A 25,446-nucleotide genomic window follows, 5' to 3' on the forward strand; every position below is an offset into this window, starting at 1 on the left:
GGCGCCGACGGCGGCCTAGTGCCACCTGCGCTGCGCGCGGTTCTGATTGATTAGTGCAAGCCATGACCATCGAAGCCTCCGTTGTTCCTCCCCGCGTGGGCGATATCGCAGCCGCTGCCCACCGGCAGGTGGAGCAGCAACTGCGTGTCAACGAGCAAGTGGTTGCGGCGATGCAGGTCGATCTGGATGCGCAATTGCATTTCCGCAGTGGTTGGCTGGTGGTGACTAACCAGCGCCTGCTCAGCCGAGTGGGAGGGGTTGCCAATTGGACAGACTGGCCCTGCGCAGCTGGATTTTTGCTGGAGCATTCGGACCATGCGGGCGTGGGCCAGCTGGCGCTGCAAGACTCCAGCGGACTGTTGCACACCTGGCGCTTCACCCTCGCCCAAAACCTGCACGCGATTGCGCTGGTGCAGCAGTTCCAAGCGGTACAAGATGGTGTGGCTCGCGGCGTGCCGATTGCGCCGCCTCAAAGAACCGTGTGCCCCAGCTGCAAGGCACCGCTGGGTCCCGACGAGACCGAGTGCCCGGTCTGTACCCAGGTGGTGCACACACCGCCGTCCACCTGGACGCTTTTTCGCTTGTGGCGCTTTGCCCGGCCGTACCGGGGCCAGTTACTGCTGGGCTTTGTGCTCATGCTGCTGGGAACTGCCGCCAGCCAGGTGCCGCCTTACTTGACCATTCCCCTGGTCGACAAGGTCTTGATTCCTTACCAAAACGGCCAGCATGTGGAACTGACCACGGTGCTTGGCTACCTCTCGGGCCTGCTGGTGGCTGGCGTGTTGGCGTGGGTTTTGAGCTGGGCCAAGACCTACATCCTGGCGCTGGTGTCAGAGCGCATCGCTGCCGACTTGCGCACCACGGCGTACGAGCATTTGTTGCGACTCTCGCTGGAGTACTTTGGCGGTAAGCGTACTGGCGATTTGCTCTCGCGGGTGGGCAGCGAGAGCGACCGCATTGCGGTGTACCTGTCGCTGCACCTGACCGACTTCGCCAGCGACGTGGTGATGATTGCGATGACCTCCGTCATCTTGTTTTCCATGAATCCCTACCTGGCGCTCATCACCTTGGTACCGCTGCCCTTTATCGCTTGGATGATCCACTTTGTGCGCTACCGGCTGCGCACCGGCTTTGAAAAGATCGACCGCGTGTGGGGCGAAGTTACCAATGTCTTGGCCGACACGATCCCCGGCATCCGCGTGGTCAAGGCGTTTGCGCAAGAGCAGCGCGAGGCCAAGCGTTTTCGTGAGGCCAACGCCCACAACCTGGTCGTCAACGACCGCATCAATAAAATCTGGTCGCTGTTTTCCCCTAGCGTGTCGCTACTGACTGAGATCGGCTTGCTAGTGGTCTGGGGCTTTGGGATCTGGCAGGTGGCCAAAGGCGAGATCACGGTCGGCATGCTGCTGGCGGCCCTGGCATACATCGGACGCTTTTACGGCCGACTGGACTCCATGAGCCGCATCGTCTCGGTGACCCAGAAGTCGGCCTCGGCGGCCAAGCGCATTTTTGACATCCTTGACCATGTCTCCAGCGTTCCAGAGCCCAAAAATCCGGTGCCCGTGCCCCAGCTGCAAGGCCGCATTGAAGTGCGCGATGTGGGTTTTCGCTACGGCAACCGCGAGGTCAACCGCGGCATTTCACTCAACATTGCGCCCGGTGAAATGGTGGGCTTGGTAGGCCACAGCGGCTCAGGCAAGAGTACCTTGGTGAACCTGATTTGCCGGTTCTACGACGTCTCCGAGGGCGCGATTTTGGTCGACGGTGTGGACATCCGCAGCTTTCCGATTGCCGACTATCGGCGCAACATCGGTCTGGTGCTGCAAGAGCCTTTTTTATTCTTTGGCACGGTGGCCGAGAACATCGCCTACGGCAAGCCGCAGGCCACGCGCGAGGAGGTCATTGCCGCAGCCCGCGCCGCGCATGCACACGAGTTCATCTTGCGCCTGCCCTTGGGCTACGACTCGATGGTGGGCGAGCGCGGCCAGGGCTTGTCGGGTGGCGAGCGCCAGCGCATATCCATTGCCCGCGCATTGTTGATCGACCCGCGCATCCTGATCCTCGACGAGGCCACCTCGTCGGTGGACTCCGAGACGGAAAAGGAAATTCAAAAGGCATTGGAGAACCTGGTGCAGGGGCGTACCACGATTGCCATTGCGCACCGCTTGTCCACGCTGGCACGCGCCGACCGGCTGGTGGTGTTGGACCGCGGACGGGTGGTGGAAGAGGGGCCGCACGACGTCTTGATGGCGCAGCAAGGCGCGTACTTCAACTTAGTGCAAGCGCAGGCACGCAACATGGACGCGGAGGCTGCCAGTGCCCTCCATGTTGAGAGGGGTACTGACCCATGACCGACCTCGGCTTCACTTTGCAGCGCGATGCGTTTGGCAAGCTCACCCTGACCAACGCGCAAGGCGAGCGATTTGACAACGTGGTGCCGGTGCGCGCCTTCCCCATCAAGGCACCGGGTGAGGGCATTGCGCTGGTGCATCCCGATGGCCGGGAACTGGCGTGGGTGGCGCGTTTGGACACCATGCCGGAGCCGGCCCAAACGCTGGTGCGCGAGACTTTGGCTGGCCGCGAGTTCACGCCGGTGATCGAGTCCATTGTGGGGGTCACCAGTTTTTCTACGCCCTGCACCTGGACGGTACAGACCGACCGCGGCTCCACCCAATTTGTGCTGCGCGGAGACGAGGACATCCGCCGTATTGGCACCGAACACGCGCTCTTGGTGGCGGACTCGCACGGCATCCAGTACCTGGTGCGAGACCAACGCGCTTTGGATGCGGCGAGCAAGCGCATACTGGACCGGTTTTTGTAAACCGTTGCAGCTTGCGGGAAAGGGGAGAGGGAAGGGGTGGTGCCCGGGGCCGGACTCGAACCGGCACGCCTTGCGGCGGGGGATTTTGAGTCCCCTGAGTCTACCAATTTCACCACCCGGGCAGGGCTTGCGAAGCCGCGAATTATGGCACAGTTGCGGCATGAAATTCCCGACCCTTGAAGATGCTATTGGCAAGACGCCGCTGGTCGTTTTGCAGCGCATAGGCGCACAGGACAATGCCCAACGCAACACGGTGGTGCTGGGCAAGTTGGAGGGCAACAACCCGGCTGGCTCGGTCAAGGACCGGCCGGCGCTCTCCATGATTGCCCGTGCGCAGGAGCGCGGCGACATTCGGCCCGGCGACACCCTGATTGAAGCCACCTCGGGCAACACCGGCATTGCACTGGCCATGGCGGCGGCCATCAAGGGTTACCGCATGGTCTTGATCATGCCGGAAGACCTGTCCATCGAGCGAGTGCAGACCATGAAGGCCTTTGGCGCAGAACTCATCCTCACGCCCAAGAGCGGTGGCATGGAATATGCCCGCGACTTGGCGGTGCAAATGGCAGCCGAGGGCAAGGGCGTGGTGCTCGACCAATTTGCCAACCAAGACAACCCGCGCATCCATTACGAGACCACCGGCCCCGAGATCTGGCAGGACACCAGCGGCACCGTCACCCACTTTGTCAGCGCCATGGGCACCACCGGCACCATCACCGGCGTGTCGCGCTACCTCAAAGAAAAGAACCCTGCGGTGCGCATCATCGGCGCGCAACCGTCCGAGGGCTCGCGCATTCCGGGCATTCGCAAATGGCCCGAAGCCTACTTGCCAAAAATATACGACCCCACGCAGGTGGACGAGTTGGTGTACGTGAGCCAGGCAGACGCCGAGGCCATGTGCCGTCGCATGGCGCGCGAAGAGGGCATTTTTGCCGGCATCTCCGCCGCAGGTGCCTGCTGGGTGGCGCAGCAAATTGCAGCGCGCGAACGCGATGCGGTGGTGGTGTTCATCGTTTGCGACCGAGGCGACCGCTACCTCTCCACCGGCGTGTTCCCCGCCTGATGCATGGCAACCTACAATGGACCGGACCCAAGGAATGTCTATGCAATTCGACAAAGAAATTGATGCCCGGGGCCTTAACTGCCCCCTGCCGATTCTCAAGGCCAAAAAGGCTTTGTCGGAGCTCGTGAGCGGGCAGGTTTTGAGGGTGGTGTCCACCGACGCCGGGTCGGTGCGGGACTTTCAAGCGTTTGCCAAGCAGACGGGCAACGAGCTTTTGGAACAAGCCACGGTGGGAGCTGACTTTATCCACCTGATGCGCCGGCGCTGATACGGCAGGACGGCGCGCTGCGTGGTCTGGCGCAGCGCCCTCCAGTGCGCACGCGGCCTTCAGTCCACCTCCAGCCGTCAGCTGTTAGCCGTTATCAGCAATTTGCAGTTAGCCCAGCCGCCCAAGCTGCTCGCGCACTTTGGCCAGCGTGCTGCCAAAGTCGGCCAGGCGTTTGCGTTCTTGCTCGATCACTGCGGGCGGTGCTTTGGCCACAAATGCCTCGTTGCCGAGCTTGCCTTGAGCTTTGGCGATTTCACCCTCGAGGCGCGCTGCTTCTTTACCCAAGCGCAGCTTCTCGGCGGCAGGGTCGACTTCCATGTGCAGGCAAATGCGTGCGCCACCCACCACCGCCACCGGCGCGTTCTGCGCGGCGGCTTGCCAGTCGGCCTCGGTGGCAAACAGCTTGACTTCGATGAGCTTTGCCAGGGCCTGCAACACCGCACCGAAGGACTGCACAAAGGCACCTTCCTCAGCCGTGTTCGCCAGCACATACAGCGGCAACTTGGTGGCCGGTGACACGCCCATCTCGCCGCGCAAATTGCGGCACGCGTCGACCAACTGTTTGAGCTTGGCGATCTCTGCTACCGCGCCTACATCGATGCGCTCGGGCTGGCTCACGGGGTACGCGGCCACGCTGACGGAGGCACCCGCAGTCCCCGTTGCGTCCGCTGCGCCTGAGGTCCCGTTTGCGTTCGCGCTACCTTGTGCGGCTGCGGTGGTCGGCATGCGTCCGGCCACTGGCGCGACGGTTTGCCACAGCGCTTCGGTGATGAAAGGCGTGATCGGGTGCACCAGCCGCAAAATGGTTTCTAGCGTGCGGATCAGGGTACGCCGGGTTGCGCGCTGGGCCGCTTGGCCCTGGGCAGCGTCTGGGTGCTGCGCACCTTGCTGGAGCTGCACCTTGGCAATTTCGAGATACCAGTCGCAAAACTCGTCCCAAACGTACTGGTAAATCGTGTTGGCCACGTTGTCCAAGCGGTACTCTTCAAACCCCTTGGCGACGTCTGCCTCGGCCTGTTGCAGCAGTGACACGATCCAGCGGTCGGCCGCACTAAAGCGCAGGTAGTTGTGCGCTGGGCCACCGGCGGCGCATTCTGCTTTGGTGTGCTCGCGCAGACCACAGTCCTGGCCCTCGCAGTGCATCAGCACAAAGCGGGTGGCGTTCCAGAGCTTGTTGCAGAAGTTGCGGTAGCCCTCGCAGCGCTTGGCGTCGAAGTTGATGTTGCGCCCCAGGGAGGCCAGCGATGCAAAGGTGAAGCGCAGCGCGTCGGCACCGAAGGCGGGGATGCCATCAGGAAATTCTTTTTCGGTGTTTTTGCGTACCGTGGGCGCGGTCTCGGGTTTGCGTAGGCCTTCGGAGCGCTTGGCCAGCAGCGCGGGCAGGGCTATGCCGTCGATGAGGTCCACCGGGTCGAGCACGTTGCCTTCGGACTTGCTCATTTTTTTGCCTTGTGCGTCGCGCACGAGGCCGTGGATGTAGACGTGTTGGAACGGTACGCGGCCGGTGAAGTGGGTGGTCATCATGATCATCCGGGCGACCCAGAAGAAGATGATGTCGTAGCCGGTGACCAATACGCTGGACGGCAGGTACAGGTCGTAGTCGCTGGTGGCACTGTGGCCCGCTGCGCTCGCCAAATCGCTGCGGTCCGCTACGCTGCCGGGCGCACCGGGCACGGTCTGGCTCATACTCGCTTCGCTCGCCAAATCGCTGCGACCATGCCCGGTGCGCCCGGCAGCTCCGCTATCTGGTTGCTTGTCGGGCCAGCCCATGGTGCTGAAAGGTACCAGTGCGCTGGAGTACCAGGTGTCGAGCACATCGGGGTCGCGGCGCAGGGTTTTGCCGGGGGCTTGGGCTTGGGCATCGGCTTCATTGCGGGCCACGTACACCATGCCGTCTTCGTCGTACCAGGCGGGGATTTGGTGGCCCCACCAGAGTTGGCGGCTGATGCACCAGTCCTGGATGTTGTGCATCCACTGGTTGTAGGTATTGACCCAGTTCTCGGGCACGAAGGTCACTGCGCCCGATTGCACTGCATCGATGGCCTTTTGGGCGATGGAGCGCGCATCCTGCAATCCGGCGGCGGCCCCAGTGGCGGCATCAGGCGCCTTGTTCATGGCCACAAACCATTGGTCGGTGAGCATGGGCTCGACCACCTGGCCGGTGCGCGCACAGATGGGCAGCATCAGTTTGTGCGGTTTGATTTCCAGCAAAAAACCTTGTGCTTCCAGATCGGCCAGCAGCGCCTTGCGGGCGACAAAACGGTCCATGCCTTGGTAGGGTGCCGGGCCGTTATCGTTGACCTTGGCTTCCAGCGTAAAGATGGTGATCAGCGGCAGCTTGTGGCGCTGGGCGCAGGCGTAATCGTTGAAGTCGTGCGCGCCGGTGATCTTGACGCAGCCCGAGCCAAAGGCGCGGTCGACGAAGTCGTCGGCGATGATGGGAATTTGGCGGTCGCACAGGGGAAGGTCCACCATTTTTCCCAGCAGGTGCTGGTAGCGCGGGTCCTCGGGGTGCACGGCCAGCGCGCCGTCGGCCATCATGGTCTCGGGCCGGGTGGTGGCAATCGTCATGCCTTTGCACAGCACGCCGTCAATCAGCTGCGGGCCGTCAGAGAACGGGTACAGGATGTAGTGCATCTTGCCCTCGGACTCGACGCTCTCCACCTCCAGGTCGCTCACCGCGCTTTGCAGCACCGGGTCCCAGTTGACTAGGCGCTTGCCCCGGTAAATCAGGCCCTGTTCGTACAGGCGCACAAAGGTTTCGGTCACTGTCGCCGACAGCTTGGTGTCCATGGTGAAGTACTCGCGGCTCCAGTCCACGCTGTCGCCCATGCGGCGCATTTGGGTGGTGATGGTGTTACCGCTTTTATCCTTCCACTCCCACACCTTCTTCACAAAGGCTTCGCGCCCCAAGTCGTGGCGGTTCAGTTTTTGTTCTTGCAACTGGCGCTCCACCACGATTTGGGTGGCGATGCCCGCATGGTCGGTGCCCGGAATCCAGGCCGTGTTGAAACCACGCATGCGGTGGTAGCGCGTCAGGCTGTCCATGATGGTCTGGTTGAACGCATGCCCCATGTGCAGGGTGCCCGTCACATTGGGTGGTGGCAACTGGATGCAAAACGCTGGCGCGTCGCGGTGCGGCACCTGGGTTCCGCGAAAGCCCGCCACACCGTAGCCGCGCCGCTCCCACTCCGGCCCCCAGTGCGCCTCCAAAGCAGCCGGTTCGAACGACTTGGACAGTGCCTGCAAGCCGGGTTGCTCGGGTGCGTCCGTGGGGCTTGGCGTGGAGTTCTTAGCGGGGGCGGGGGCGGGGGAGGGGGCGTGGTCGGACATGGTGCTTCGTATGGGGTGGGGCGCGATTTTACTGGGCGGGTAGGCTAGGATTTGCCCCATGACCTCCAAGCACACCCCACCCACAGGCCCCCTGGGCCTGCCCAAGCTCCCCGCCAAGTACGCCAGCGTCGTGATGCCGCTGTTTTTGTCCGTCATCATGACGTGCATCATCTCGCTGGTGAGTACCTTGCGCGGCGTGGGTTTAGCGGATGGTTTTCTGGTGCTGTGGCTGGGCTCGTGGGGTTTGTCGTGGGTGATCGCATTTCCGGTGCTGCTACTGGTCTTGCCGCTGGTGCGCAAAGCCACTGCGGCGGTGGTGCAGATGCCCTGAGGGGCGCGGGATAATCCCGCCCATGCTCCTCCTACTCTCACCCGCCAAGGCATTGAATCAGTAGGCTTCGTTGTTGGATTCAGGTCTCGGCGCTGCAGCTTTAGCTGCCGAATTCACTTTCTGTTTTGGTCCTGTGCGCGCGCGTGATTCAGCGAAGGTCAACCAGATCGGGCGATCAAATCCTGCCGCACCATGTGCATGACTTCCTCCCAATCCCCCGCACTGCGCTGGTTGTACAGCGTCACCGTCGGGTACCAAGGGCTGTCCGTGCGGTCTTTTAGCCAGCGCCAACAGCTGTCGAACCGGTTGAGTATCCATACCTGTTTGCCCAGAGCCGCAGCCAGGTGCGCCACCGAGGTGTCGACCGAAATGACCAGGTCCAAGGTTTCGATAAGCGCAGCGGTGTCGCTGAAGTCTTGCAGGTCGGCGCTGTAGTTTGTAATCGCTGGGCCTTCCCAGCCTGCTTGAAGCGCTGACGCAAACTCCGACTCGGCTGGCTCGCCCTTTTGCAGGCTGATGAAGTCCAGGTTCAAGCCCTGGAGTGCTTTGAGCTGGTCCAGGGGCAAGTTTCTGCGTTTGTTGAGCGCCCACAACTCCGGCTGGTTCACGCGGAAGCCGCCGGACCAGACCAGGCCCACGCGTGGGCGCAGCGCTGGGCCTAGTCGCTTCTGCCACTGCGCCACTTTGGTGGGCTCGGCGTGCAGGTAGCTTTGGCTGCTGGGGATGGTGTCGAGCCGGGTCTGGAAGGCCAGAGGCAGGGACATCAGGGGACAGTGGTAGTCGAAGGCGGGCAGTGCGCTGCCCTGCTCGATCACCTGGTCTACGCCTTCCAAAGTAGAGAGCAAACCCACCAGCGGCTTGGGAACTTCCATCAGCACGGTGGCCCCCAAGCCTTTGACCAGCTTGGCGTAGCGGCAAAACTGGATGGTGTCGCCTAACCCTTGTTCGGCGTGGAGCAAGATGGTTTTGTCCGACAAAGAATTATTGCCGAGCCAGAACTTATGGGTGAACTGGAAGAAGTGCGGTTCTGGCCGACCCTTGATTTTCCAGCGCCATTCATAAAGACCCCAGCCTTCTTCGAACAATCCGAGGCGCAGCGTCAACAACGACTTGTGCCAGTACGCAAGGGCGAATTCAGGGTTGATACCGATGGCGCTGTCAAAACTAGACATTGCCTCGTCGAATCGTTTGAGCTCCTGTAGCGCGATGCCACAGTTAGAGTGCGCGGATGCATAGTCTGGTCTGATGGCAATCGCTTTGGCGTAGCTGGCAACGGCTTCTTCGAGATAGCGGAGTTCATGCAGGACGTTTCCACGGTTGGAATAAGCTTCTGCGAGATTTGGATTAATGGCGATAGCGTGGTCATAACTGGCCAACGCTTCCGGCTTTTGATTGAGTGCCCACAGGGCATTGCCTCTGTTGCAGTGCGCGCGGTCGAGATGTGGCTGCAATGCGATGGCGTTGTCATAGCTTCGCAAGGCCTCTTCGATGCGTTGGAGCGAAAAGAGTGCGTTACCTCGATTGAAATGCGCTGCCGCGTATTCGAACCGTATAGCAATGGCACGGCCATAGCTGCTGATAGCCTCTTCCGGGCGCTGTAACTCCTGTAAAGCAAGACCGCGACGGAAGTGCGCTTCGGCATAGTCAGGATTGATCGCAATTGCGTTGTCGTAGCTATCCAGCGAGTCCTTCTGCCGTTGGAGTGTCTGCAAAACCACCCCCCGATTAAAGTGCAACTCCGCACGGCTGGGGTCGAGCTCTAAAGCCTTGCCCATCCACTCGTCCGCCTGGGCAGGCTGGTTGGCTTGGGCTGCCATGACACCCATCAGGCAAAGCGCATCAAAGTTCTTTGGGTCAAGTGCCAGCACCTGCTGGTAAAGCATCTCTGCCGCCGTAATCTTCCCCTGCTGCTGCAGCGCTTCCCCTTGTTGCAATAGCGTCGCGACATCCTTCAGGGCTGGCACAGGAGCGACATGCTCCAAGTCGCGTCTGACTCGCTGCATGACATCCCCCCAGTCCCCCGCCGTACGCTGGTTGTACAGCGTCACCGTTGGGTACCAGGGGCTGTCGGTACGGTCTTGCAGCCAGCGCCAGCAGCTGTCCAAGCCGTTGAGGATCCACGCCGGCTTGCCAAGGGCTGCAGCCAGGTGCGCCACCGAGGTATCTACCGAAATGACCAGGTCCAGCGTTTCAATCAGTGCAGCGGTGTCGCTGAAGTCTTGCAAATGGCCGCCATAGTTTGCAATCGCTGGGCCTTCCCAGCCCGCTTGCATGGCAGATGTGAACTCCGACTCGGCGGGCTCGCCCTTTTGCAAGCTGATGAAGTCCACGTCCAAGCCCTGGAGTGCTTTGAGCTGTTCGAGCGGGACGTTTCTGAGGTTGTTGGGCGCCCACGGTTCAGGCTGATCAGGGCGGAAACCACCGGACCACACCAAACCTACACGCGGGCGCAGCGCTGGGCCCAGTCGCTGTTGCCACTGCGCCACTTTGGTGGGCTCGGCGCGCAGGTAACTTTGGCTGCTGGGGATGGTGTCAAGCCGGGTCTGGAAGGCCAGAGGCAGGGACATCAGGGGACAGTGGTAGTCGAAGGCGGGCAGTGCGCTGCCCTGCTCGATCACCTGGTCTACGCCTTCCAAAGCAGAGAGCAAACCCGCCAGTGGCTTGGGAACTTCCATCAGCACGGTGGCCCCCAAGCCTTTGACCAGCTTGGCGTAGCGGCAAAACTGGATGGTGTCGCCTAACCCTTGTTCGGCGTGGAGCAAGATGGTTTTGTCGGCCAAGCTCTGCTCTCCGAGCCACAGGGGTTGGCTTGAACTGAAAGCACGCCCCGCCTTTATCTCCTTGAGCATCCAGCGGCACTCATGCAGTGCCCAGCCTTCCTCATAGCGACCAATTTTGAGCAACAACAAGGACTTATTCCAGTGGGGCACCGCAACCTCCGGATCGATCGCAATCGCTTTGCCGTGACTAGCAACTGCGTTCTGCGTCTGACCGACACGCGTTTCCGACGCGCGTGGCTGGTGATAGATCTCAGCATCGCTCGGCTCAAGCGCAATGGGACGGTCAATCCTTGCGAACGCTTCTTCGCTGCGAGAAAGCCAATGCAGCCCAGTGCCGCGGTTACTGTTTCCAAGTACATAGTCCAGTCTGATCGCGATGGCTCGGTCATAACTGGCCAGCGCTTCTTCGGCTCGCTTGAGTCTCCCTAGTACAACACCGCGGTTGAAATGGGCTTGTGCAAAATCTGGTTTGATACCAATGGCACGGTCGAAGCTGGCCAATGCTTCTTCGGTGCGATGGAGATCTTGGAGTGCAAGTCCAAGGTTGAAGTGGGCGTCGACGTAATCCGGCTGGATCGCGGTGGCGCGTTGGAAACTGGTCAAAGCTTCCTCGGTCCGATTGAGTTGTCGCAGCACCGCCGCGCAATGGAAATGCAGCATCGCTTCATTGGGACTTACCTCCAATGCCTTGCTCATGAGCTCGGCAGCGAGTACCAGGTTACCCTCCTGTGCAGCTAGCACACCCATCAAGTTCAGCGCGTCGGAGTTTTTGGGTTGGCGCGCCAGGATGTGGGTGCACACAGCCTTGGCTTCAGCAAGCCGCCCTTGGCGGTGGAGCGACCGCCCTTGGTCCACCAAGGCTGCAAGCTGGAGTTCAGTGGAATAGGTGACCACGGTACTTGACTTCATTTGCCTTCGTCGCTGCGTTCGTTTGTCATGGCCGATAGTACAAAAACTAGGTTGCGTGCCAGAGTTAGCCGCGTGAGCGACATGGCAGTTGGAGTGACGGCCAGCAAACCAACCCCCACAGTTGGTAGCGCAAAAAAGTCATACCAAGTTCAGGGTGTTTACAGCGGTAGTAGCGGGTGTTGCTGGCTCCGTAATGCGTAGATAGTTTCCGGTTGTTGACTGGCTTTGGATTTTTTTTGTTTCTAGGGTGTTGTGACTGCGGCGCTGCGCCCGGCCCGGGAATTCCACGGGGATAATCCCTCCCATGCTCTTCTTACTCTCCCCCGCCAAGGCCTTGGATTACGAGACCGAGCTGTCTGGTCAAACCCATTCGCCCCCCTTGTTCGTCAAGCAATCCAAGGCGCTGATCGATGTGTTGCGCACGCAGTCGCCGCAACAGGTTGCCGCGTTGATGGACCTCAGTGACAAGCTCGCCAGCCTGAATGTGGCGCGCTACCAGGCGTGGTCCAGCCGTGCCACCGTGAAGAACGCGCGCCAGGCGGTGCTGGCTTTTGATGGGGATGTGTATGGCGGTCTCGCTGCGCGCAGTTTGCCGCCAGCAGACCTGGCCTGGGCGCAAGACCATGTGTGCATTTTGAGTGGGCTGTATGGAGTGCTGCGTCCCCTTGATTTGATGCAGCCCTACCGGCTAGAGATGGGCACCCGCCTGGCCACCGATAAGGGCCGCGATCTGTACGATTTTTGGGGTACGCAGATTGCGGACTACCTCAACACCCGCTTGCGTGCGGATGCCAGCCCGGTGGTTGTCAACCTGGCTTCGCAAGAGTATTTCAAGGCGGTGGACTTGCGTGCGCTCAAGGCCCGGGTGGTGGAGTGTGTGTTCCAGGAATACAAAAATGGCCAGTACAAGGTCATCAGCTTCATGGCCAAGCGGGCGCGCGGTTTGATGGCGCGTTTTGCGGTGCAGCAGCGCGCGGTTCTGCCCGATCAGCTGCGTGCCTTTCGGTCCGAGGGCTACGCCTTTGATGCTGCCGCATCGACACCCGAACGCATGGTGTTTCGCCGGCACACCGACGCCACCGCCGATGCGAGCGATGCGGCATGAATACGCCCGAACAGTCCCTCCTGGGCAAGGCGGCTGTGTACCAGGACCAGTACGACGCGACCTTGCTGTTTCCCATCCCGCGTGCGCAGAAGCGGGCTGAAATCGGTATCGGTACCAGTATCGGCAGCAGCCTGCCCTTTATGGGCGCCGACATCTGGACCGCCTTCGAGCTGAGTTGGCTCAACCTGCGCGGCAAGCCGCAGATCGCGTTGGCGCACTTCACCATTCCCTGCGAAACGCCCAACATCATCGAGAGCAAGTCCTTCAAGCTGTACCTCAACAGCTTCAACAACACCCGCTTTGCCGATGCCGCCGAGGTGCTGGAGCGCTTGCGCGCCGACGTGACCGAAGCGGTGTGGCGCGGCGCGGTGCCGCAGGCCGCAGTCGGTGTGGCCTTGCGCGGCCCAGAGCAGTTCGACGCCGAGCCGGTGCACGAGCTCGATGGCCTGAGCCTGGACCGCCTTGACCTGGAATGTGTGCACTACCAACCCGCGCCTGGGCTGCTATCCACGGTGCCCGACGCGCCGCCGGTGAGTGAAGTGCTGGTAAGCAATTTGCTCAAAAGCAATTGCTTGGTCACCGGCCAACCGGACTGGGGCAGTGTGCAAATCAGCTACTTTGGCGCACCCATTGAGCAAGAAGGTTTGCTGCAGTACCTGGTGAGTTTTCGCAACCACCACGAGTTCCACGAGCAGTGTGTCGAGCGTATCTTCATGGACATCCTGACCCGGTGCAAACCGCACAAGCTTTCTGTGTATGCGCGCTACACCCGCCGCGGCGGGCTCGACATCAACCCCTTTCGCACCAACCACCCCCAACGGCTACCAGCCAACACTCGCACTGCGCGGCAGTAGTGGGCGTGGCTGCGAACGGGCTCGCGGCGTCCCGCTAAAACAAACTGCCCGACGCTGCTGCTGACTTTGCGGGCCCGGCCTGCGGTGCGCCGCCTTCGGGTTCAAGCCCCGCCAAGCGCACGCCCAGCAGGCGCAGCCGTTTTTCCAGGGGTGCGCGCTTGAGGCATTGGCCAGCTGCGCGGCGAATTTCGGCGGCGTCTGCGGTGGCATGGTCCAGCGTCTGGTCGCGGGTGACGGTGCTGAAGTCATCGAAGCGCAGCTTGATACCGATGGTGCGCCCCTTGTAGCCCTTGCGCTGCAGGTCGGCCGCCACTTGCTCGCACAGCCGGGTGAAGATGGCACCCAGCGCCGCCCGGTCCCGCACTGCGTGCAGATCGCGCTCGAAGGTGGTTTCGCGGCTCATGCTGACTGGTTCGCTCTCGGTCACCACTGGCCGGTCGTCGCGGCCGTGTGATGCATCGTGCAGCCAGGCGCCCGTGCGTTGGCCAAAGGTGTCCATCAACCACTGGCGGTCGCGCCGCGCCAAGTCGCCGACGGTGGCGATGCCGTGGCTACGCAACTTTTCGTCCGCTTTGGGCCCGATGCCGTTGATCTTTCGGCACGCCAGGGGCCAGATTTTGGATTCGATCTCGTCTTCCATCAGGACCGAGATGCCGTTGGGCTTGTTGAACTCGCTGGCCATTTTTGCTAGCAGCTTGTTCGGCGCAACGCCTACCGAGCAGGTCAGGCCGGTGTCGTCAAGAATGGCTTTTTGAATCAGGCGCGCCAGGGCGCGACCACCTTGGCGCTGGCCGCCGGGTACGTCGGTGAAGTCGATGTACACCTCGTCCACGCCACGGTCCTCCATCTGGGGCGCGATCTCGGTGATGATGGCCTTGAAGCGCTGTGAATAACGCCGGTACTGCGCAAAGTCCACCGGAAGCAAAACAGCCTGCGGGCACAGCTTGGCGGCCTTCATCAATCCCATGGCCGAACCGATGCCAAACTGGCGAGCCGCGTAGGTGGCTGTGGTGATCACACCGCGCCCTACATAGCCTTGCAGCACCGGGAAAAAGTCCACCGGAATCTGGCCTGGCCGCTCTGCACGCAGTCGCTCTAGCAGTTCGTCTTCTTTGCGCCGCCCACCGCCAATCACCACGGGCAAGCCCTTGAGCTGCGGATAGCGCAGCAGCTCCACCGACGCGTAAAACGCGTCCATGTCGAGGTGGGCAATGCGTCGTACTTTGGAGCTCACTGCGCTTTCTGAATCACCGCACCGCTAAACAGGTAGGGCAGGCGTGGCCCCTGCTGTGGCGACACCCCGCCCTTGGCCTCCACGCTGATTGCCAGTTCTTGGGCGCGGGCTAAGTCGGCGTCGCTGGCATTGAGGCGCTGCATAGGCAATTTGGCCGTCAGCACACCCAAAGAGCGGGGCCGCTCGCTGCCGCTTAAGGCCCACAGCTGCATGCTGTCTTCCTGGCCCTCAGTCACTTTGTTCAAGCGCTGAAGTTGCAAGGTGTTGTCTTTCGGGTCCAGCGTGATCAGTATGGCGGGTGCCTTTTGGGCGTCGGTCAATACGCTGATGTATTTGATGTGCGGCACGCTGATTAGCTGCGTCTGCATGTGCTGCATCTGCGCTTTGAACTGCTCAAACAAACTCACGCCCGATGCGACACCAATGGCCAGCAGCACGGCCAGAACAATGCTGAGTGCGCGCCACCACGGGCTGACACTTTTTGGGGCTGGTATCGAGGGGGTATTTTCAGGATGGGACATAGATGTTTTTCATCCTACCCCATCCCTTTTGGGGCATTCGTTCATCACACCTTGGGGAGCTTCTCCAACTCCTCGCGTACCAGCCGCACGATCAGCCTGTCCAGCGTCTGTACCGAGTAGTTGCGGACGTCGTGCACGGTTTCGCGCCCTGGCCCGCTGGCTGACGTATTGGCATCGGCATAGGTGAGAAAGATAAAGCGCCCGCCGGTGTACTGGGCTATCTGGCGCTGAATGTATTCGCCTTGCTTGTTCAGACCACCGGCGCCTACGCTCATCAGCTTGATGCCTTTGCCCAGGGCAGCCTGCATTGCGTCGTCATATTGCGGACCACCGTAGTCCAGGTGCGGTGGCGCATCGGCCACCAGCACCACCAAGCGTGTGGCCTGCTCGCCGCGCCAGCTGATGCGGTGTACGGCCTCATGCAGCGCCTCGTTCATAGCCTCCGGCTCGTCACCACCACCGTCAGCGCGCAGCGCGTTGAGCACGCCCTGGAAGGCGTTCACGTCATTCGTCAGATCATGGCTGCGAACAAAGAACTCGTCGCCACGGTCGCGGTAGGCCACCAACCCCAGACACAGGTCCGGGCGGCTGGGCAGGCGGGCCACTTCGTCGGTGATGCTGCGCAGGCTGCTTTTGAGTTTGTCGATCTCGTCGCCCATGGAACCAGTGGCATCCACCAGAAACACGAGGTCCAGTTTGGCGCGAACCGGCTGGCGGGCGTTGGTCAGTTGTACCTCTACCGAGCTCTTTTGGCCGCGCTGCAGCACGGCGGTGACTTGGGAGCCGCCCTGGCGCACGGTCACCTCATAAAAGTTGCTGCGGGCGGGATCAAATGCGTCTGGGTGGATCCAGCCCTTTCCGCCGGCATCGGTGCGCAACCAGGTCGTGGCACCGTTGGCGGCCTGCACGGCCACCTCGGCATCGGGCACGCCCCGGCCTTGCGCGTCATTCACTTCCAGTAGGTAGCGTTCCCTCACGTCGCGCTCGCGGTGCGCCACCTGGGTGCGTTTGCGAAATGCCAGAAACTCCGAAAACGCGGCATTGTCATCCACCATGCCGGCCGTCACTACGCCCTGCTCCTGTGTCCCAGGTGCAGTCTGGTATGCGGCATCGCCCGCCCGCTTGGCGGTATCTTTGCTGCTCTTTGCTCCTGCAACTGCCGCAGCGGGCGCGGGCGCGGCAGCGAGAGCGGCCATCCCACCGGATTCCCGCCGCGCATCCGACGTGGTGCTGCTTTCAAGGCGATCGGCGAGTGGCGCATCGGTCTTGTCACCCGGTGTCCTGGGCGAGGGTCGGTGCTGCGTCCGGGGTTGTCCGTCGCTGATCTCGCGGGTTGCAATGGGGCGCTGGCAACTGGTGGCCGAGGGCGCTTCAAAGTTAGGGCGGACTGGCACCTGCTGCGTGTTGATTTGCCCCTGCTGCGGTGGGCTCGGGCTGGGCCACACCAGGTTGGCAGCCAGGCTCAGCGGGTTGCCTGCAAGACTTTGCACCAGCAGTACGCAGAGGGTTCTTTGAATGTGCGATCGCATGAAGGACCTTTCCTGTGGTTGTTTCGACCTGCGTAATACGGGCCGGCGCAAGGTCCGGGGTTAAAGCGTGTGCAATTTTTTTTTGTGGCGGCCGACCCCGTTTGGCGGGCCCGCACGTACAAACTGATACAAATCCACCATGCAAGCGCGCTACCAGCACATGTCAGACGAGCAATTGATGCAGGCCTACTGCCAGGGCGAAGCTCCGGCTTTTGACACCCTGTACGCGCGCTACGAGGCGTCGTTGTTCCGCTTTATGCGTCGTGTGCTCGGGCAAGCCCTGGCGGCGCAGGCAGATGAGGTGTTTCAGGATTGCTGGCTGCGCATCGTCAATAAACGGGCGAGTTTTTCTGCAGATGCCGGCAAGTGGAAAACCTGGGCCTTCACCATTGCCCACCATGTGGCGCTGGATCGGTTGCGCACATCTGGTCGCGAATTGAGTGTGGATGGAGATAACGCGCAAAGCGGGACGGAACGGCTGGAGTGGCTGCAAGCCACGATGCAACTCAGTCATGCCAGCGCCGAAGACGCGGCCTTCTGGCGCGCAGCCGGCAAGCAGCTGTTGCAATGCCTGGAGGGCCTGCCGGCAGTGCAGCGCGCGGTGTTCTTGCTGCACCATGAAGACGGCGCCACGCTGGAAGAGCTGGCCAAGACGCTGGATCTGGGATTTGAAACCGTGAAAAGCCGGCTGCGTTATGCGCTACAGAAGTTGCGCGGCTGCATGCAAGGGTATTTGCCGGGCGGGGAGGCGGTATGACCGATATGCGGGACGCACGCTTTCAGAAGGCCTTGCAAGAGGCTCCCGATGCCGCTGAGCACCCGCCGCAGAAGGTGGCCCAGGCGATACGCGACGCCGCGCGCAATGCTCTGTCGATGCCGCCGCGGCCAGTTGCAACACCCCCTTGGTGGAAGCGCCTTTGGCATCACACCGGGAGACCTGGCGCGCCATGGCACGCAGCCTTTGCGACGCTGCTCGTAGCGGTTCTAGTGACCGTGATCTGGGTGCGCGAGCCTGTGCCGGACGCAAGGCCGTTTGAGGAGTCAGCGCCGTCGCCTGCAGCCAAAGGCGAATCTTCACTGGCATCTTTACCTCCGCCTGGGCCCGCAGCTGCACCGGCACCCGTTGAGTCAGATCGTTTTGCTGCGGCCAAGATCTCGACGGCGCCAGCGCCAGCGCCAGCTCCTGTGGCTGTACTCGCGCAAGAGCCACCACTTTCCAAAGTGGCCGAGGCTGCAAAGCCTGCTGCACCGCAGGCGGATCAGGCGCTGGCGGCTGACAAAGCCACTGCGGACGTGGCTGCCCAGGAGCAAGCTCAAACGGCCCGCTTGCAACAAGATGCAAGCACGCAGGCACAGTCGTCCCGCGCGGAGTTGGCGCGCGCTGCTGCACCCGCCCCAGCGCCTGCCGCCGCGTCCGCAATGCCTTCTGCTCTCCTGGCAACTGCCCTGGCTCCTACACCCATGGAGCAGGCAAGCGCCGATCTCTCCGGTCTGGATGGCTGGACTGCAATGCAGCTACAGATGCGGGGGCACACGAAAGCGCTGAACCGTGCGCAGGCACAAAAACTGTTCTCCGGGATGGTCCGCCTGGCGCGGCATATGCGCCAGCTAGGGGACATGCCAGTCGCATCGCGCGATCCAACGGCAGTACCTGCAAACGAGCCGGCTTTGCGTCTGACGGTCATGTTGCAAGATCAGACCTTGGCGGTCATGGTTCTTTGGGATGACACGGTGCTGTGGCAGCGGCCGACCAAGGGCGACGTGATGGGGATTGCATCAGCCTCCGATGTTCAAGCGCTGCAGCAACTGGCCCGTGAGTCCATAGGCACCGACGCGCCGGACTGAGACGATCAGGCGGGGTAGGTACCCGGAACCAGAATGTTGCGGTCCACGTTCTGGATATCGGTGTGGCCGCAAAAAGCCATGGTCACATCGAGCTCTTTGTGGATGATTTGCAGCGCCTTGGTGACCCCGGCTTCGCCCATGGCGCCCAGGCCGTATACGAAGGCGCGGCCGATCATGGTGCCGCGCGCCCCCAGCGCCCAGGCCTTGAGCACGTCTTGACCGCTGCGGATGCCACCGTCCATCCAGACCTCAATCTTGTCTCCCACTGCCGCCGCAATGGCAGGAAGCGCAGAGATGCTGCTGGGAGCGCCGTCGAGCTGACGGCCGCCGTGGTTGCTGACCACCATGGCGTCGGCCCCGCTGGCCACGGCCAAGTGGGCGTCCTCCAGATCCTGAATGCCCTTGACGATCAGTTTGCCGCCCCACTGCTCTTTGACCCAGGCTACATCGGCCCAGGACAGGCGCGGATCGAACTGCTCGTTGGTCCACGAGGCCAGCGAAGACATATTGGTGACCGCCTCTACATGGCCTACCAAGTTGCGGAAGGTGTGGCGGCGGGTACCGGCCATGCCCAGGCACCAGCGTGGCTTCGTGGCCAAGTTGATGAGGTTGGCCAGCGTGGGTTTGGGCGGCGCAGTCAGGCCGTTTTTGAGGTCCTTGTGGCGCTGGCCGATCACCTGCAAATCCAGCGTGAGCACGAGTGCGCTGCAGCGCGCTGCGCGGGCGCGTTCGATCATTCTTTTCATCGCCTCGCGGTCGCGCATCATGTAGAGCTGGAACCAAAAGGGCGCGCTGGTGTGCTCGGCAATGTCTTCGATGGAGCAGATGCTCATGGTCGAGAGGGTGAACGGAATGCCAAACTTTTCGGCTGCCTTGGCTGCCTTGATTTCCCCATCGGCGCTTTGCATGCCACACAGGCCCACCGGCGCAATGCAGACCGGCATCTTGGCGTCGACCCCGACCATCTTGGTGGCGGTGCTGCGGTTCTCCATGTTCACCGCCACGCGCTGGCGCAGCTTGATCTTCTGGAAGTCTGATTCGTTGGCGCGGTAGGTGGACTCGGTCCAGGAACCGGAGTCGGCGTAGTCGTAAAACATGCGCGGCACACGTTTTTTGGCCAGAACCCGCAGGTCTTCGATGGTGGTGATCACAGTCATGCCATGCCTCTTCGTGGTGGTGTTTTGCGCGATGGTAAGCCGCCGACAAGCAGCCCACGGCTGAAATCCAGTGGGTCGCAGTTGAAAAAAATTGTCTGACCCGGCTTGCGGGGGTCGCGTAGCGCTCAGCCCGGGGAGGGCGGGGCGGGGCGCGACACCAAGTAAACGCCTGGCAGTATCAAAAGGGCTGCCTGCAAATGGAACCAACCCAGGCGCTCGCCCAAAAGCAACCACGCCACCAAGGCCCCGTACAGCGGACCCAGGTACAGGGTCACGGCCACCTTGCTGGCGCCCAGCATCTTTTGCGCCCAGCCATAGGTCCAGTAGGCCGCAATGCCAGGCACCAGCGCGGCGGTGATGCCCAGGGCCCAAGCGTGGGGCGTCAGTGGGGGCGTTTGCGGCTGCACCATCTCCCATGCGGTGCCCAGCAGCAGTACCGGCATGGCGCCCCAGCAAATGGCGGCCAGCCGGGCGGTGGGTCCCATGGGGCTGGGCCACACTTTTTGCAGCAAGGCGTACACCGCCCAGGCCACCATGGCGGCGACGATCCACAAGTCGCCCGCCACAAAGCGCACCTCGCTCAGTGCGGTCCAGCGGCCTTTGACGATCACATGCAGTACGCCGGCCAAGGCGATGGCCACGCCCAGCACTTGCGGCCCGCGCATGCGCTCGCGCAGCCACAGCACCGAGCCCACTGCAATGAGCACGGGCGAGGCGGCATAAATCAGCGCGATGTTGACGGCCCCAGTGGACTGTGCGCCCACATACACCCAGGCACCGCACACCACCATGCCGCAAAAGCCCAGCACGACGTACTGGTGCCAAACCGCTGCGATATGCCGACGCTGTGCCCACAGCTCGGTGCGAGCCGCCACCGTCAGCAGTGCCCCGGCCAGACCCCAACGGACAGTGGCCAAGGTGTAGGGCTCCACCACCCCAGGCGCTTGGCGGGCCACGTAGTAATTGACCGCCCACAAAAGAGGAATGAACCAAATGGCGGTTCGGGCCCACTGCAGGGAGGTGTAGGTTTGCATGGTGAAGTGTTCGCGTGGGTGGTTGGCTGGGGCCGGTCTGGCCTGCGGCGGTGTGGCCGACGCGCTGCCCAGCATTGTGCCGACGCGGCAGCGCTGCGGCTTGGGGTGCAGTGCTGCGCGTGGCGGGCAGCACCGAATGGGGGTCGGCAAGTGGAGAAAAACTAATCAGTCACAAAACGACCGTAAAAACTAAATGGATACCTTTTGGTTTTATGATCCGGTCGCGCCACATTTTTGGCGTGCTGACTCAGTCACCCAATTGACTTTGGAGAACCCCATGAAAAAAACTTTGATCGCTTCTTTTTTGGCCCTGGGCATGTCGCTGTCTGCGCAGGCTAAGGACATCGTGGACACCGCCGTGGGCGCGGGCAATTTCAAGACCTTGGCTGCAGCGCTGACCGCTGCCGGCTTGGTGGATACGCTCAAGGGCAAGGGTCCGTTCACTGTGTTTGCACCGACCGACGAAGCCTTTGCCAAAGTGCCCAAGGCAGACCTCGATGCGTTGCTCAAGGACAAGGCTAAGCTGACCGCAGTACTGACCTACCACGTGGTACCGGGCAAAGTGATGGCGGCGGACGTGAAGGCCGGTAAGGTGAAAACGGTACAAGGCTCCCAGCTGACGGTGAGCACAATGGGCGGCGTCAAAGTGGACGGTGCCAATGTGATCAAGACCGACATCGTGGCCGACAACGGTGTGATCCACGTGATCGACAGCGTCGTCATTCCCAAGTAATCAGCACGCCACCAGCCACTCGGGTTTGCTCTGGCGCCGCGCCTGACTGTGCGGCGCCTTCTTTTTGTCCTCCGGTTTTGGGAGCAGTGCCGCCAGCCGGTTTCGGCAAACGCCAAAACTACGCTGGACTGACGGCGGCCCCTGACTCCTTCGTCGGCCACTGCATACGAATGCGCGTGCCGTGCCCGCCAATGCACGGGCTGGTGAGTTGCAGTTGGATACCGTGTTGCCGAGCGATTTCTTGCACGATCGCAAGGCCCAGGCCACTGCCGCGGGTTGCCGCTGTATCGGCACGGTAAAAGCGCTCAAACACATGGGCTTGGTGGTGCGCGGCAATGCCAGAGCCACTGTCTTCCACTTCGACCCAGCCATTGCCCACCCGCACGGTGACCTGGATGTTCGGACCGGCGTGCACCAGAGCGTTATCGACCAGATTGCGCATAGCCTCTTGGACCAGCAGTGGGTTGCCTTGCACATAGCTGCGTTGCAGCGCACTCTCAAAGCCCAAATCTTGCTGTGCGTCGTGGGCGCGCTGCCACAGCGATTGGGTGACCTCCCGGGCCATGCCGACCAGGTCGATGGGCTGGGCCGTCTCCAGCTCTGGGGCATGCTCGGCGCGGGTCATGGCCAGCAGTTGCTCTGTCAGGTGCACCGCGTTGTCGGTGGTGCGCGCCGCCGCACTGACTGCCGCGTGGGCACTCTCGCCCAGCGTGTCGCGCTCGGCCAGGGCGAGCTGGGTTTTCAGAATCGCCAATGGCGTTCTCAACTGGTGAGCGGCGTTGTCCAGGAAGCGCTTGCGGATATCGATAAGCCTGCCCAAGCGCTGCAGGTAACCATTGAGTGTGTCGATGAGCGGCAGCAATTCCCTCGCATTGGCCTGCGTGCTGATCGCTGAAAAGTCGGATTCGTCGCGCGCTGCCAGGCGCAAACGAAAGGCTTCTAGCGGGCGCATGGCAAGGTGGATGCCCCACCAGACCAGTGCCACCGCAACGGCGAGCAAGAACCCCTGAATCGCCAGCGTGTCGCGCAAGATGTGTTGGATGAGTTGTTGGCGGGCCTCCAGGGTTTCGGCCACACGCACGGTGATGAGCTGGGTGTGGGGTGCTTGGCCCGCAGCGGTGCTGGCGTCCACCAGCACATGGCGCAAGCTGGCAAGGCGCACCGGTTGATTGCGTAGCAAGCCGTCTTCAAAATCGACGAGCGAGAAGTAATGCACCTCCTGGGGCGTTGCGCGTGGGCTGGGGACTTCCGGGTCGCCGGCGAGCAAGCGACCGTCGGCATCTTGGATCTTGTAGTACAGGCGCGAACCAATATGGTTTTCGAACAGGTAGCCCGCCGCACGCAAGACATCGACTTGCACCCGGCCTTGGTCGAGCCGGATCTCCTCGGCCAAGGTGCGTGCAGCCAGGTACAGGGAGCGGTCGTAGGCTTGGTTGGCCGATTCCACAGCGCGTTGGTACGAAACGTAGGCGCCAGCAACAATCAGCAGTAGCAGCGGCAGCAAGATCCACAGCAGCAGGCGTTGGCGCAACGAAGTCATGGGAGCAGATGGTTTCTTTATTCAGCGAAGCGGCTGGTTTTGCGACCGGGCTGGTCGATCGGGGTGGAGCGCGCCGTGCGGATGCCCCTGCCTGGTTTGGGCCAGCCCTGGTGCCTCATGCTTGACCTTGGTCGGTCAGCATGTAGCCCAGGCCGCGCAAGGTGTTGATGCGCAAGCGCTTGCCACTGTCCGCGCTGCCAGCGGGTGGGCCCACCTCTACTTTCTTGCGCAAGCGGTAGATCAGCACTTCCACCGCGTCCAACTCCGCTGCGCCGTCGCCGAACACGTTGGCGTGCAAGCGCTCTTTGCTGACTACCCGGTGCGCTGATTCCACCAAAGCTTGCAGCGCTGAGGCTTCGCGCGGGCTGAGCGAGAGCATGTGCCCATGCAGCCGAAAACTGTGGCTGGATGCCTCCCACAGCAAGGGGCCTACACCGAGCTCGGACCACTGCATCTGGCGCGGGCGGCGCAACAGCGCACCCACGCGGGCCTCAAATTCACTGAGGTCAAACGGTTTGGGCAGGTAGTCGTCGGCGCCACCATTGAGCCCAAGTACCCGGTCGGCCACGCTGGCGCGGGCGGTCAGAATCAAGACCGGCACCGGGTCTGAGCGTTTGCGCAGGGCCTCGAGCACCGACAGCCCATCCCGGCGCGGCAGGTTGAGGTCCAGTAACACCAGGTCGTAGCCGTGGCCCGGCTGCAGGCGCTGGTGCGCGTCCTCGCCATCGTGCGCAAAGTCCACGGTCAGGCCCATCTGGCGCAGCGCGGTCCCCAACCAAAGCGACAGTTCAGGGGTGTCCTCCACCAACAAAACACGGTATTTAAGGGTTATCACGGACTGCATTTGAAAGCCGATTGACAGATTGGCGCCGCGTATTGGTGGAAACTTGCCGGGCCTTGGCGTGTTGCCAAGTAGTGTGATGAACATTTTCACCCAGGAGACATCAATGCAAGTTAACAAGCGTGAATTCATGACCATGGGCGCAGCCCTTGGCGCCAGCGTAGCCTTGCCAGCATGGGCCCAAGGCCAGCCAGTGTTTGACACCGTCAACATGTTTGTGCCCGCTGATCCGGGCGGCGGCTGGGACGGTACCGCCCGCGCCATTGAGCGTGCCGCCAAAGGCGCTGGCTTGGTTGGCAACTTCCAGTTCGAGAACGTCGGTGGTGCCGGCGGCATGGTGGGCTTGCCCCGTTTTGTGAACCAACGCAAAGGCCAGGGTAACAGCCTCATGGTGGGCGGCTCGGTGATGGTGGGCGCAGCGCTGACCAACAAGAGTCCGGTCACCATGCGCAACGTCACGCCGGTTGCGCGCTTGACCGAAGAGTCCAGCGTCATCGTGGTGCCCGCCGCAGGCAAGATCAAGACTTGGGCTGACCTGACGGCTGCGATCAAAGCCAATCCCAAAGCAGTGTCAGTCGCAGGCGGCAGCGCTGGCGGCACCGACCACATCGTGTTGGGACTGATCATCAAGGCCTTGGGTCGCAACCCCAAGGAAGCCGCGTATGTGGCGTTTGCTGGCGGCGGCCCCGCCAATGCCGCGATCTTGGGCAACCAAGTGGCTGCGGGCGTGTCGGGCTACTCCGAGTTTGAAGAGCAGATCAAAGCCGGTCGCATGATCCCCTTGGCAGTCTCTGGCAATGCGCGTATCCCTGGCGTGAACGTCCCAACCCTGCGCGAGCTGGGCCTCAATGTGGCCGCCTCCAACTGGCGCGGTGTGTTCGGTGCGCCCGGCATCACCACCGCACAGCGCGACAAACTGGTCGACCTGATGACCAAGGTAACGCAGTCGGCACAGTGGCAGCAGGAGCTGACCACCCGCAAGTGGACCAGCGTGTTCCTTGCTGACCTGCCGTTCCAGCGCGAGATCGAACATAACATCAGCGAAACCGAAGCAGTGTTGAAGGACCTGGGTCTGGCATGACGCCTTTGCGCGTTGCCTATTGCGTTTTGGCTCTGGGTTTGCTGGCGGCCTGGCAGGTCACCGTCATCCCAGAGTCACCCATCCAGATGCCGGTGGGCCCCGTACTCACCCCCGGTGTGGTGGCGGGGCTGCTGCTCTTGTTGGGCCTTCTGTATGGCGTCAGCGCATGGCGCGGACGCCAGACCGACGCGATCGACGGTGACGACGGCCAGCCGCTGGCCGGCGCTAACCGGCGCATGCTGACCCTCCTGCTGGGCGGCGTGGCTTTCATCGCGCTGGTGGTGCCACTGGGTTTTGTGATCCCTGCGACCCTGTGCGGCATGGGCGTGGCCAAGGCCTTTGACGCGCCGTTCGGTCTGCGGTCGGCAGCGATGTGCGGTGCGATTGCCTTGGTGTTTTGGACCCTGTTTGCCCAAGTGTTGGGTGTCGGTCTGGGCCCTGCGGTGGCCTGGGCGTTTTGAACCCGA

Annotated in this window: 21 protein-coding genes and 1 tRNA gene; 12 read left to right on the plus strand and 10 right to left on the minus strand. The window is 62.1% G+C overall.

What is annotated here, in order from left to right; genetic code table 11:
* Positions 1-62 precede the first annotated feature (62 nt).
* Entirely contained in the window at positions 63-2,351 is a 2,289-nt protein-coding gene (locus ACILRC_RS01200; RefSeq protein ID WP_395667493.1) for an ABC transporter ATP-binding protein, read from the plus strand.
* Positions 2,348-2,821, plus strand: coding sequence for a DUF1854 domain-containing protein (locus tag ACILRC_RS01205; protein ID WP_395667494.1), 474 nt, complete (start codon positions 2,348-2,350; stop codon positions 2,819-2,821). The genes ACILRC_RS01200 and ACILRC_RS01205 overlap by 4 nt, the downstream gene beginning before the upstream one ends.
* 37 nt (positions 2,822-2,858) lie before the next feature.
* Here ACILRC_RS01205 and ACILRC_RS01210 read toward each other — a convergent pair.
* Positions 2,859-2,943, minus strand: a tRNA-Leu gene (locus ACILRC_RS01210).
* A 38-nt stretch (positions 2,944-2,981) separates the two neighbouring features.
* On the opposite strand from ACILRC_RS01210, the gene cysM reads away from it, so the two are divergent.
* Both cysM and ACILRC_RS01220 read left to right on the plus strand, forming a co-directional pair.
* Positions 2,982-3,884, plus strand: coding sequence for a cysteine synthase CysM (cysM, locus tag ACILRC_RS01215; RefSeq protein WP_395667495.1), 903 nt, complete (start codon positions 2,982-2,984; stop codon positions 3,882-3,884).
* A 40-nt stretch (positions 3,885-3,924) separates the two neighbouring features.
* Entirely contained in the window at positions 3,925-4,152 is a 228-nt protein-coding gene (locus ACILRC_RS01220; protein ID WP_395667496.1) for a sulfurtransferase TusA family protein, read from the plus strand.
* Between the two features lie 108 nt (positions 4,153-4,260).
* On the opposite strand, the gene ACILRC_RS01225 is transcribed toward ACILRC_RS01220, so the two are convergent.
* Positions 4,261-7,485: a valine--tRNA ligase gene (locus tag ACILRC_RS01225; RefSeq protein ID WP_395667497.1), complete on the minus strand. Its 3,225-nt coding sequence runs from the start codon at positions 7,483-7,485 to the stop codon at positions 4,261-4,263.
* Between the two features lie 58 nt (positions 7,486-7,543).
* Here ACILRC_RS01225 and ACILRC_RS01230 point away from each other — a divergent pair, with 58 nt between their 5' ends.
* Positions 7,544-7,816 (plus strand): DUF2798 domain-containing protein, encoded by a 273-nt coding sequence (locus ACILRC_RS01230; RefSeq protein WP_395667498.1) that lies wholly within the window; start codon positions 7,544-7,546, stop codon positions 7,814-7,816.
* Positions 7,817-7,974: 158 nt separating this feature from the next.
* Here the strand turns inward: ACILRC_RS01230 and ACILRC_RS01235 are convergent, their stop codons facing one another.
* Complete coding sequence (locus tag ACILRC_RS01235; protein WP_395667499.1) at positions 7,975-11,505, minus strand: tetratricopeptide repeat protein; 3,531 nt, start codon at positions 11,503-11,505, stop codon at positions 7,975-7,977.
* Between the two features lie 304 nt (positions 11,506-11,809).
* On the opposite strand from ACILRC_RS01235, the gene yaaA reads away from it, so the two are divergent.
* Together yaaA and queF are read left to right on the plus strand one after the other, a co-directional pair.
* Positions 11,810-12,610 (plus strand): peroxide stress protein YaaA, encoded by an 801-nt coding sequence (gene yaaA, locus ACILRC_RS01240; RefSeq protein ID WP_395667500.1) that lies wholly within the window; start codon positions 11,810-11,812, stop codon positions 12,608-12,610.
* On the plus strand, positions 12,607-13,464 hold the full coding sequence (queF, locus tag ACILRC_RS01245) for an NADPH-dependent 7-cyano-7-deazaguanine reductase QueF (RefSeq protein WP_395667501.1): 858 nt from the start codon (positions 12,607-12,609) through the stop codon (positions 13,462-13,464). The genes yaaA and queF overlap by 4 nt, the downstream gene beginning before the upstream one ends.
* Before the next feature lie 34 nt (positions 13,465-13,498).
* On the opposite strand, the gene dinB is transcribed toward queF, so the two are convergent.
* The 3 genes from dinB to ACILRC_RS01260 are packed head-to-tail and all read right to left on the minus strand — an operon-like array spanning position 13,499 to position 16,748.
* Positions 13,499-14,662 carry a DNA polymerase IV gene (gene dinB, locus ACILRC_RS01250; protein WP_395667580.1) on the minus strand — a complete coding sequence of 388 codons (1,164 nt, stop codon included), beginning with the start codon at positions 14,660-14,662 and terminating at the stop codon, positions 13,499-13,501.
* Positions 14,663-14,694: 32 nt separating this feature from the next.
* Positions 14,695-15,219 carry an anti-sigma factor domain-containing protein gene (locus tag ACILRC_RS01255; RefSeq protein ID WP_395667502.1) on the minus strand — a complete coding sequence of 175 codons (525 nt, stop codon included), beginning with the start codon at positions 15,217-15,219 and terminating at the stop codon, positions 14,695-14,697.
* Between the two features lie 44 nt (positions 15,220-15,263).
* Positions 15,264-16,748 (minus strand): VWA domain-containing protein, encoded by a 1,485-nt coding sequence (locus ACILRC_RS01260; RefSeq protein WP_395667503.1) that lies wholly within the window; start codon positions 16,746-16,748, stop codon positions 15,264-15,266.
* 139 nt (positions 16,749-16,887) lie between these two features.
* Between ACILRC_RS01260 and ACILRC_RS01265 the strand changes: the two genes are divergently transcribed.
* Together ACILRC_RS01265 and ACILRC_RS01270 are read left to right on the plus strand one after the other, a co-directional pair.
* On the plus strand, positions 16,888-17,505 hold the full coding sequence (locus tag ACILRC_RS01265; RefSeq protein WP_395667504.1) for an RNA polymerase sigma factor: 618 nt from the start codon (positions 16,888-16,890) through the stop codon (positions 17,503-17,505).
* Positions 17,506-18,209: 704 nt separating this feature from the next.
* A complete protein-coding gene (locus ACILRC_RS01270) occupies positions 18,210-18,593 on the plus strand; it encodes a hypothetical protein (protein ID WP_395667505.1) in 384 nt (127 codons plus the stop codon).
* Between the two features lie 5 nt (positions 18,594-18,598).
* On the opposite strand, the gene ACILRC_RS01275 is transcribed toward ACILRC_RS01270, so the two are convergent.
* Positions 18,599-19,750 (minus strand): L-lactate dehydrogenase, encoded by a 1,152-nt coding sequence (locus tag ACILRC_RS01275; RefSeq protein WP_395667506.1) that lies wholly within the window; start codon positions 19,748-19,750, stop codon positions 18,599-18,601.
* Between the two features lie 125 nt (positions 19,751-19,875).
* Positions 19,876-20,784: a DMT family transporter gene (locus ACILRC_RS01280; RefSeq protein ID WP_395667507.1), complete on the minus strand. Its 909-nt coding sequence runs from the start codon at positions 20,782-20,784 to the stop codon at positions 19,876-19,878.
* Between the two features lie 277 nt (positions 20,785-21,061).
* Here ACILRC_RS01280 and ACILRC_RS01285 point away from each other — a divergent pair, with 277 nt between their 5' ends.
* Positions 21,062-21,517 (plus strand): fasciclin domain-containing protein, encoded by a 456-nt coding sequence (locus ACILRC_RS01285; protein ID WP_395667508.1) that lies wholly within the window; start codon positions 21,062-21,064, stop codon positions 21,515-21,517.
* Positions 21,518-21,635: 118 nt separating this feature from the next.
* On the opposite strand, the gene ACILRC_RS01290 is transcribed toward ACILRC_RS01285, so the two are convergent.
* Both ACILRC_RS01290 and ACILRC_RS01295 read right to left on the minus strand, forming a co-directional pair.
* Positions 21,636-23,057 carry a sensor histidine kinase gene (locus tag ACILRC_RS01290; protein WP_395667509.1) on the minus strand — a complete coding sequence of 474 codons (1,422 nt, stop codon included), beginning with the start codon at positions 23,055-23,057 and terminating at the stop codon, positions 21,636-21,638.
* A gap of 115 nt (positions 23,058-23,172) precedes the next feature.
* Positions 23,173-23,901, minus strand: coding sequence for a response regulator transcription factor (locus tag ACILRC_RS01295; protein WP_395667510.1), 729 nt, complete (start codon positions 23,899-23,901; stop codon positions 23,173-23,175).
* Positions 23,902-24,004: 103 nt separating this feature from the next.
* Here ACILRC_RS01295 and ACILRC_RS01300 point away from each other — a divergent pair, with 103 nt between their 5' ends.
* Both ACILRC_RS01300 and ACILRC_RS01305 read left to right on the plus strand, forming a co-directional pair.
* Positions 24,005-24,979, plus strand: a complete 975-nt coding sequence (locus tag ACILRC_RS01300) for a Bug family tripartite tricarboxylate transporter substrate binding protein (RefSeq protein WP_395667511.1) — start codon at positions 24,005-24,007, stop codon at positions 24,977-24,979.
* Positions 24,976-25,440, plus strand: a complete 465-nt coding sequence (locus ACILRC_RS01305) for a tripartite tricarboxylate transporter TctB family protein (protein WP_395667512.1) — start codon at positions 24,976-24,978, stop codon at positions 25,438-25,440. The genes ACILRC_RS01300 and ACILRC_RS01305 overlap by 4 nt, the downstream gene beginning before the upstream one ends.
* Positions 25,441-25,446 lie beyond the last annotated feature (6 nt).

The organism is Rhodoferax sp., assembly GCF_044236835.1.
In the GTDB taxonomy this organism is placed as follows: Bacteria; Pseudomonadota; Gammaproteobacteria; order Burkholderiales; family Burkholderiaceae_C; genus Allorhodoferax.